This window comes from Fretibacterium fastidiosum, assembly GCF_000210715.1.
Classification (GTDB): Bacteria; Synergistota; Synergistia; order Synergistales; family Aminobacteriaceae; genus Fretibacterium; species Fretibacterium fastidiosum.
Genome location: NC_021038.1, coordinates 380530 through 388010, shown reverse-complemented (window position 1 = coordinate 388010; position 7481 = coordinate 380530). Strand labels below are relative to the sequence as shown.

Annotated in this window: 6 protein-coding genes and 2 pseudogenes; 1 reads left to right on the top strand and 7 read right to left on the bottom strand. The window is 67.0% G+C overall.

Annotation, left to right across the window (positions count from 1 at the left end; all coding sequences use genetic code 11):
- Window positions 1–307 precede the first annotated feature (307 nt).
- From pssA to SY1_RS12630, 5 genes and pseudogenes are all read right to left on the bottom strand, one after another.
- Window positions 308–1066, bottom strand: a complete 759-nt coding sequence (gene pssA, locus SY1_RS01710) for a CDP-diacylglycerol--serine O-phosphatidyltransferase (RefSeq protein WP_015555979.1) — start codon at window positions 1064–1066, stop codon at window positions 308–310.
- Window positions 1063–1683: a phosphatidylserine decarboxylase family protein gene (locus tag SY1_RS01705; RefSeq protein ID WP_015555978.1), complete on the bottom strand. Its 621-nt coding sequence runs from the start codon at window positions 1681–1683 to the stop codon at window positions 1063–1065. Before SY1_RS01705 ends, pssA begins: the two co-directional genes overlap by 4 nt.
- Window positions 1684–1693: 10 nt before the next feature.
- Window positions 1694–2791 carry a DNA gyrase C-terminal beta-propeller domain-containing protein gene (locus SY1_RS12640; RefSeq protein ID WP_341524211.1) on the bottom strand — a complete coding sequence of 366 codons (1098 nt, stop codon included), beginning with the start codon at window positions 2789–2791 and terminating at the stop codon, window positions 1694–1696.
- A 42-nt stretch (window positions 2792–2833) separates the two neighbouring features.
- Window positions 2834–3013: pseudogene (locus SY1_RS12635) on the bottom strand (DNA gyrase subunit A); the annotation flags it as partial.
- A 115-nt stretch (window positions 3014–3128) separates the two neighbouring features.
- Window positions 3129–4046: pseudogene (locus SY1_RS12630) on the bottom strand (DNA gyrase subunit A); the annotation flags it as partial.
- Window positions 4047–4621: 575 nt separating this feature from the next.
- Between SY1_RS12630 and SY1_RS01695 the strand changes: the two are divergent.
- Entirely contained in the window at window positions 4622–5656 is a 1035-nt protein-coding gene (locus SY1_RS01695; protein WP_015555976.1) for a serine hydrolase domain-containing protein, read from the top strand.
- A gap of 61 nt (window positions 5657–5717) precedes the next feature.
- Here the strand turns inward: SY1_RS01695 and SY1_RS01690 are convergent, their stop codons facing one another.
- Window positions 5718–6083 carry a response regulator transcription factor gene (locus tag SY1_RS01690; protein ID WP_015555975.1) on the bottom strand — a complete coding sequence of 122 codons (366 nt, stop codon included), beginning with the start codon at window positions 6081–6083 and terminating at the stop codon, window positions 5718–5720.
- Window positions 6084–6382: 299 nt separating this feature from the next.
- Window positions 6383–7481, bottom strand: a 1099-nt coding sequence (locus SY1_RS01685) for a helix-turn-helix transcriptional regulator (protein ID WP_208872565.1), incomplete at its 5' end; no start/stop codon positions are given.

The window sequence follows — 7481 nt, the reverse complement described above, 5'->3', positions numbered from 1 at the left end:
CTGGCGGTGGGGTGTTACCTGACGCTCCTCTGGGGGACCGCAGATCCTGGGCTTCATCGGCCAGCGCTTCCCCAACCCGGCGGCGTTCCTCCCCTCCTGGCCGTTCTGACTTGAGTGCTCGAGTGGGTAACGCGCCAATGACTGCAAGCGCAATGGCATAAAGTGCAACGCATAAAGAAGGGGGCCGTCCCGGCGGACGGCCCCCTTCTTTGTTTCGTTGGTGTCATCCACCTCAGTCGCCCCTCACAGCGGGGAGGACGGGGAGTCATGCATGAGCGGCAATGGTGCCCCTCTCGTGTAGCCCCCGCTAGCGGGCCTCGTGGGAGCGCGGCTCCTCGTCTCGGGCCTCGGGGCGCAGCAGCCAGCGTCCCCAGTCGAAGTGAAGGAGCCCGCTCAGGACATAGGCAAAGAAGAGAAAGAGCGGGGCTGCGTTCCTGAGGAACGCGAAGGAGAGGACCAGGAGCGAGGAGAGCGCGAGGCACTTCCTCCGGTCCGCGCTGCGCTTCGTCAGCCTCTTGAGGTTGGCGTAGGGGATGCTGGAGATCATGAGGAAGCCCGTCAGCGCCAGGACCGCCGCCATCGCCCCTGCGGGCAGGTCCGCGCCCGCCAGCACGAAGGAGGAAACGAAGAGCCCCCCCGCCGGAGCGGGCAGCCCCTGGAAGGGGCCGGGGACGTGGACCACGTTGAACCGCGCGAGCCTCAGCGCGGTGCACAGCGCGAAGAAGCAGGCCGCAGCCGCCCCCAGAAGGCCGCCAAAGCCGCGGAGGGAGGTCTGAAAGATCAGGATAGAGGGCGCGACGCCAAAGCTGACCAGATCGGCCAGGCTGTCGAACTCAAGCCCGAACTGGGAGCCGCCGCCCAGCATGCGGGCCACCTTGCCGTCCATGCCGTCGAAGATCACGGCGAAGAAGACCAGCCACGCCGCCGGGACGAACATCCCCTGCGTCGTCAGCATCAGCGAGAACACCCCGCACAGCAGGTTCCCGCTGGTGACCATATTGGGCGCGATCTGTCGAAACTCCAGCGGCTTGCGCGCCGAACCTCGTTTTCTCCTGAAGAAACTCATCGTTCCACCTCTCCTATGAGGGAGACTCCGGCATACACCTTATCTCCAATCTTGACTGTCAATCTTACCTCCCTGGGAAGGTAGATGTCAACTCTGGACCCCAGGCGAATCATCCCATAGCGCTGCCCCGCCTCCAGGACGTCACCCAGCTTCAGGCGACAGACGATGCGCCGCGCAAGCAGTCCCGCGATCTGCACCATCATGACCGGACCACGGGGCGTCGAGAGGCCGACGAAGTTGCGCTCGTTGACCTCGGAGGCCTTCGCGGCGAAGGCAGCGACCTTCTTTCCCGGAACGTAGTCCAGAAAAGCCACCTGCCCCGCGCAGGGGGCCCGGTTCACGTGGACGCTGAAAACGTTCATGAAGACCCCCACCCGGACGGCGGGCCCCGTGAAGGGGTGCTCGACCTCCAAAATCTCAACGACGCGCCCGTCCGCCGGGGAGAAAAAGGCGTTTTCCCGATCCGGCGTGCTGCGGTCCGGGTCGCGGAAGAACCAAAGGACGAAGAGCGTGAACGCCCCCATCGCCGCCCCCAGGGCGAGGGAGAAAAGGGCGGCAAACGCCGTCAGCAGGACGGAGGCCGCAATCGTGAAGAACCCGTCTCTGGCAAACCTCATGGCAAACTCCTTACGTCGGGTCGGAGCCTTCAAAGGGCAGGCTGCGCGTCTCGCCGTCCTCCGGCTCACCGGACCGGAGCGCGTCCGCGCGCACGACGCTGCAGTCCGCCACCAGGTCCCCTTCGTCGAGGCGCACCGTGATGTCCCCCGTGGCGGCACGACCGAGCAGCCGGATCTCCTGAACCGCCACCCGGATCATGCGCCCGCGGACGGTGACGGCAATCATCTCGTCCTGCTCGTGCACCGCGTGGCAGGCCACGAGGCGCCCCGTCCTCTCCGATATCTTCATCGCCAGCATCCCGCCCGTGGCCCGGTGGTGGGGCGTGAACTCGTCAAAGCGCGTGCGCTTCCCCACCCCCCGCTCGCTCAGCAGCATGACGTCCTCGCCGTCGCCCGCCACGTCGCAGCTGATGATGTGGTCGTCCCCCGCAAGGTTCATGGCGCGGACGCCCCTTGCGCTGCGGCCCATGGGCCGAAACTCCTCCTCCGGGACGCGCAGGGCCTTCGCCCCCGCCGTCATCAGCAGGAGGTCGTCCCTGCCCCGGGTCAGGCGCACCTGGGCAATCTCGTCCCCCTCGTCCAGGGTGATGACGCGGCGGGGCCGGTTGGAGTCCATGAGCTCGGAAAAGGGGACGCGCTTCGCGATGGCGCACCGCGTGAGGAAGAAGGCGTACCGCCACTTCTCCCCTCCCGCCTCCTCGCTGGCCAGCGTCACCACCGTCTCGCCGTCCTCCAGGGGCAGGAGGGAGGCGATCTGCCGGCCCTTTCCTCCCGATCGGGTTTCCGGGATGGCGAAGCCCCGCAGCGACATGACCCTGCCCCGGTTCGTGAAGAAGTAGAGGTCGCGGTGGGTGTGGGTGACGCAGACCATGGCGGCGCTGTCGTCCTCCCGCACCGCCGCGCCCTTGCGCCCCTTGCCGCCGCGCCCCTGCAGCGCGTAGGACTCCAGGTCCTGACGCCTCAGCAGGCCGTCCTTCGAGAGGACCACGACGATGTCACTCTCCGGGATCAACTGCTCGTCCGGCGTCTCCAGGTAGCTGTCCAGGATCTCCGTCCTCCGCTCGTCCCCGAAGCGCTTCCCCAGGTCCGCCAGCTCGTCCCGGATCACCCCGTCCAGCGTCCGGGGATCCCCCAGAATCCTCTCGTAGGACGCGATGTCCGCCTGAAGCTGGCGCATCTCCTCCTCCAGTTTCTCGCGCTGCAAGCCCGTGAGGCGGCGCAGGCGCATGTCCAAAATCGCCTGGGCCTGAAGCTGGGAGAATCCAAACCGGTCGATCAGCCCCCGCTCCGCCACGTCGTCGTTCGCGGCCTCCCGGATGAGGCGGATCACCTCGTCGATCCGGTCCACCGCCCTCAGCAGCCCCTCGACGATGTGGGCCCGCGCCCGAGGCCTTGTTCAGCCGGAACTGGGTCCTGCGGCGCACCACATCGCGCCGGTAGCTCAGGAAGAGCCCCAGGATGCTCGCCAGGGGCAGGAGCCTTGGGGTCTGCCGGTCCAGGGCCAGGTTGATGACGCCGAACGTCGCCTGGAGCTGCGTGCGCTTGTAGAGCTGGCGCATCACAAGGTCCGGGTTGGCGTCCCGGCTCAGCTCCAGGACGATCCGCATCCCCTCCCGGTTCGACTCGTCGCGGATGTCCTGAATCCCGTCGATGACCTTGTCCTGGGCCGCCTTCACCATCGTCTCGATCAGCGTGGTCTTGTTCACCGCGTAGGGGATCTCGGTGACGATGACGTTCACCTTGCCGCGCCTGCCGTCCTCCACGTGCATCCGGCCGCGGACGATAACCTTGCCGCGGCCCGTCCTGTAGGCGTCGTAGATGCCCTGCCGCCCCAGGATCTGGCCTCCCGTGGGGAAGTCCGGTCCCGGCAGCCGCTCCATGAGGTCCGCCAGGCTGGCCTCCGCCGGGTTGATCCCCTCCTCGAGGAGCCAGCAGAGGACGTCCGTCACCTCCCGCAGGTTGTGGGGCGGGATGTTCGTCGCCATGCCGACGGCGATGCCCGTGCTCCCGTTCACCAGCAGGTTGGGCAGGACGGAGGGAAGGGAGAGGGGCTCCTTGAGGGACTCGTCGAAGTTCGGCCCCCACTCCACGGTGTCCTCGTCGATGTCCGCCAGCATCAGCTCGCCCAGCTCGTGAAGCCGGGCCTCCGTGTAACGCATGGCCGCGGCCCGGTCCCCGTCCACGGACCCGAAGTTGCCCTGCCCGTCCACCAGGCAGTACCGCAGGCTCCAGTCCTGCGCCAAGCGCACCATGGTGTCGTAGATGGAGCTGTCGCCATGAGGATGATACTTACCCATCGTCTCTCCGACGATGCGGGCGGACTTTTTATAGGCGGAATTGTGGCGGAGCCCCAACTCGGACATCGCGTAGAGCACCCTGCGCTGTACCGGCTTCAGTCCGTCGCGCACGTCCGGCAGGGCCCGGCCGACGATGACGCTCATCGCGTAGTTGAGGTAGCTGTCCTTGATCTCCCCCACCAGCGGTAGGGAAAGGATCCGCTCCCCCGCCCGCTGCCCCTCGATCTTCTCTTCCGACATAAAATCAATGACCTCCCAAAAACTCTCCAGCACAACCCGGAGCGTCGGGCCGACGCGCGGCTCGCTCATACGTTCACGATAGCCTTACGTCCTATTTTAACACGAGGGACGGACGAAAAACGGCATTGGACGCCATTCATGCCGCTTTTTGCGCAAAAACACCGCGCCGCTTCTGCTAAAATACAGAGCGCAAGCGATGGCTCAGGCACGCCGGAGAGGGGCCTTTTCCCCGTGCGGCCAAGGGCCTTTTGGACATCGACAAAAGGGGGACCCTTCGACGCTGCGGTCGGGCTCCACGGGTTCTGCATGGCATGGCGGAGCGGCTCGCCTGGGCACAGGCGGACCGCCAACGAAGGGTTCGTTCGCGTCAAATTCGCATGAAATGGGGGTTTGCTCTCAAAATGAAGGATCTGAAGCAGGACGTTCGCGCTCTCCTTGAGTCCTACAGGGCGCGCGGGAGCTTCACCAAGGCCGTCTGCGCCGTCTCGAAAAACGGCAAAACGATCCTAGAGCTCTCCATGGGCTGCGGCCTGGAGACGTTCTTTGACCTGGGCTCCGTCACCGAGGTCTACACGACGACGGCCATCCTGCACCAGGAAGCGCTGGCCCGCCTCGCCCTGGAGGAGCGGCTCGACAGGCTCCTGCCCTTCGCTCCCCTGGGCCCCGCCACGCGCTCGCGCTTTGAGCGGCTCACCGTCCGGGACCTGCTCACCCACGCTTCGGGCATCCCGGCCTGGTACCCCTTCTACGCCCGGCAGGGGAGCTTCTGGGACGTCCTGGAGCACGTCCTGTCCGTGGAGCCCCCAGCTCAGGGCCCCGTCCACAGCGACGTCAACTTCATGATCCTGGGGGAGGTCGTCCGGGCCAAATGCGCGGGGCTCAAGGAGTCCCTGGCGGACCTCAACGCGGCAATCGGCGCCTCATCGACCTACGGGCCGGTGGACCCAGGCATCTGCGCCGAGACGGAGAACGGCAACCGGGCCGAGGCGCAGCGGTGCGCCGACATGGGACTCCCCTTCGAGGGCTTCCGCCCCGCGGACCGTCCCATCGTCGGCACGGCCAACGACGGCAACGCCTTCTACTTCTTCAAGGGCGTCGCAGGACACGCCGGCATCTTCGCCTCCGCCCGCGCCCTGCTGAAGCTGGGACGTATCTACCTGGACGGCGGCTCCTCCGGTGACAGGGAGTGGCTTCGACACAAGGCCGTGGAGGAGGCCTTCAGGGACCATGGCGGCGGCTGGGGCCTCGGCTGGAGCCTCTCCGACGTCTTTCCGAAGGGCGTGGGGCACGCGAGCCTCTCCGGCCCCTCCCTCTGGCTCACCCCGGACTGGAGGATCGCGGCGGCGCTGCTCGTCAACCCCCTGACGGCGGACCCAGCCCCGGACCTGTCGGACCTGCGCCGCCAGCTGCACGCCATGCTGCTGCAGTCCCTGTAGCGGGGCGAACGACCTCGAGGGGGGGTGCAGCGCGCACCCCCCTCACGCGATCACGCGATCATCAAACCAGGGCTGCCGGCTGAAGGCCGCGCCTGGCGCGGAACTCCGCGAGGCTGACGACCTTTGCGGGCCGCCGCAGCCACCCCTTGCGCTCCGCCTCCGAGGTCAGAGCCGCAAGGAGGGCGGGGATCTCCCGCCGGGTCTTGATCCCCAGCTTGCGGTTTATGTTGCGAATGTGATATTTCAACGTGTTTTCCGTGATGAAGATCGTCGCACAGATCTCTTTGGCGCTTTTGGACTCCGCCAGCATGACCGCCACGCGGCGCTCCTGCCGCGTCAGGTCCATCCCCTCGAAGTACGCCGTCAACGCCATCAGAAGAAGGTCGTCGCGGCTCCAGCTCATCAGATCCCTCTTGAACGCCGTCATGCAGAAACAGCCTCCTCTCGATCTTCCGGCCGCCCCCTCCGCAGGGGCGGCCCATCCCGAGAACGCCGGGCTTGTGCGCCCTCAAGACTTCAGCACGGCAGAAGGATACCTCAAAGCCGGGAGGGCGTCATCACCCCCCCGCAGGATTCGTCGCGGGAGCCCTGCTGTGGCAGCAGATCAAAAAATCGAACAAAAATTCAGCGTTGACAGGGGTTGACCTCCGGCTCACCCAAAAGGATGAGCCGGAAAATCCAGGCCCCAGGGCCCGGTCGCTGTGAGCCTCGAGTCTGGGTCAAGGGTCAAACGATGGGGGGCGGCGGTCCGGCTCGCCGGCGCGCCTTCAGGATGCCGATGTACAGGGTGAGGAGCTCTCGTTGGGAGGAGACGCCCATCTTGGCGAAGATGTTTCGGTTGTGGGTCTTTACCGTGTTGGGGCTGATGTTGAGGGCGGACGCCACGTCCCCCGCGGAACAGCCCTGGAGGCAGAGGTCGAAGACGGCGCGCTCCGCGGGGGAGAGGGTCCCCGCACGCTCGTTGAAGGCCCGTTCCTCCGCGCCCATCGCCCCGTCCGTCTTCCGGGCGTCGTCCGAGTGGGCGCTCAGGAGCTCGACGAGTTCGTCCAACTGAGCGTTCGCCGCCATCGGGCCATCCGAGGCCCAACCCGACAGGACGGGACGCAGGTACAGCCGGCTGAGGCAGAGCGAGAGGAGGACCCCAACCCCCGCCGCGATGGCGAAGGGCAGGGCCAGCCGGAGGGTTCGGGCGCGGCTCGCCGCGTCGTAGCTCTCCTTCGGCACCAGGAGGGCGAAGGCGAAGTCCCGGGCGCCCTCCGGCGGGTTCGCAGGCTGCACCCTCAAGGTGCGGTGGGCCCCCACCAAGCCGCTGCCGTCCTCGGACTGATACACCGTCAGTCCCTCCCGGCTCCCCGTGCGGAGGATCTTTCCCACCCCCGCGCCGTCCGGCCTCTCGTCAACGAAGTAGCGCCACGACATGAGGCCTCCCGACAGGTTCAGCCCCGTCTCGTCGATGGGGACCAGCGCACAGAAGGCGCCCTCGTAGATGTTGGAAGCGGGGACGTTGGTCCTCTTGAAGTACAGGTCCGTGAGGTCGAAGCCGCAGACGCCGAACGCGCTGCCTCGCGAATCGACGAGGGGCGCCGCGCACAGCATGGCGCGCCGCGCCGTGCCCCGGACGGGCGCCGCCGGAAACCACAGACAGACGCGCTCCGCTTCCTCCGCCCGCGACTGGGGAAGGGAGAAGTAGTCCGCGCCCTGGACGTCGAACTCCATGCCCCACTCCTTCTCCATGGCGAATCCGCGGTCCAGGGCGACCCCCGCGGGGCCCCGCAGCAGCTGGTATTGAAGGGCGGACCCGTTGACGAAGTCCGGGGCCCAGTTG